Source organism: Bradyrhizobium sp. LVM 105, assembly GCF_003957705.1.
Lineage (GTDB): Bacteria > Pseudomonadota > Alphaproteobacteria > Rhizobiales > Xanthobacteraceae > Bradyrhizobium > Bradyrhizobium frederickii.
Window position 1 is genome coordinate 1 of sequence record NZ_QZMV01000085.1, and the last position, 1,331, is coordinate 1,331.

1 protein-coding gene is annotated in these 1,331 nt (G+C 58.7%); it reads left to right on the plus strand.

All coding sequences use genetic code 11. The features are described from left to right. Window positions 1-25: 25 nt before the first annotated feature. Window positions 26-1,051 (plus strand): IS110 family RNA-guided transposase, encoded by a 1,026-nt coding sequence (locus D6B98_RS39570; RefSeq protein ID WP_126262251.1) that lies wholly within the window; start codon window positions 26-28, stop codon window positions 1,049-1,051. Window positions 1,052-1,331: the final 280 nt, after the last annotated feature.

Sequence of the window (1,331 nt, forward strand, 5' to 3'; positions counted from 1 at the left end):
AACCGTCACAAATGAGGAAGCGTCCATGAACGAAGTTAGCACGATTGGACTAGACTTGGCGAAACATGTTTTTCAGGCACATGGCGCAGACGCTAGCGGCGGTGTTGTTTTCCGCAAACAGCTGCGTCGTGACAAAGTGCTGGGTTTCTTTGCCCAGCAGCCTGCGTGCCTGGTAGCGATGGAAGCCTGCGCCAGCTCTCATTACTGGGCTCGTGAGCTTGGCAAGCTGGGTCACACCGTGCGTCTGATTCCACCGTCCTATGTAAAGCCGTTTGTTAAGCGTCAGAAAAACGATATGGCCGATGCAGAAGCGATTTGCGAAGCGGCCCAACGCCCCACCATGCGCTTTGCCGCCGTGAAGAGTGAGGACCAGCAGGCGAGCGCGGTCGTGTTTCGCGCTCGCGATCTTTTGGTCCGGCAACGTACTCAGATCATAAACGCGTTGCGAGGTCACCTCGCCGAATACGGCCTGGTCGTTGCAAAGGGAACGTCCAATGTCGCCGCGCTGGTTGAGCACGCGCAAGCTTCCGGGAGCAGCGTGCCAACGGCGGCGCACCCGGCGCTCGATATCCTTGTCAAGATGCTGGGGGTGCTGGAAGAGCAAATCAAGCACCTCGATATTGAGATCGCGCGACGAGCCCGAGAAGAGGAAGTTGCCCGGCGGCTTATGACGGTTCCTGGCATCGGCCCAATCACGGCGACAGCTCTGATGGCGCTAGCGCCTGACCCTGAAAACTTCAAACGTGGCCGGGATTTCGCCGCGTGGTTGGGGTTGACGCCGCTGCAACGTTCCACTGGTGGAAAACAGAAGCTCGGCCAAATATCGAAAATGGGTGAGCGAACACTACGGCGTCTCCTCATCATCGGGGCGAGTGCGGTGGTGAAGCTGGCTCGCCGACGCGGTGCATCGCAAGGGAGATGGCTGGAGCGCATGCTCGCTCGTAAGCCGCCCATGCTTGTCGCGGTGGCTCTTGCCAACAAGATGGCCCGTACCGTTTGGGCTTTGATGGTCAACGGTGGGGTCTACAAAGCTCCGGTCGCAGCGGCTTAATAGCTTAATCCGCCCGACCAGAGGTCGTCGAGGAGGTAGGAAGGTCAAACGGAAGGTACGGCGCAACAGTCGATGAGACGGGGTCAGGAAAACCAGTACATGCCCAGGTGCTTCCAAGTACGCCGCTGTGATTTGGACCTGATCCGCGAACTCCCATACGGGCCCGCGACATATGACGGTCGCAATAAAGGCCGGACAGATGTCAGCACCCGACTACGCGCAACACCTGATCGAAAGATTCTTCTTGCATCCACCGGGGCGTCCACAGATGGGCATGTGG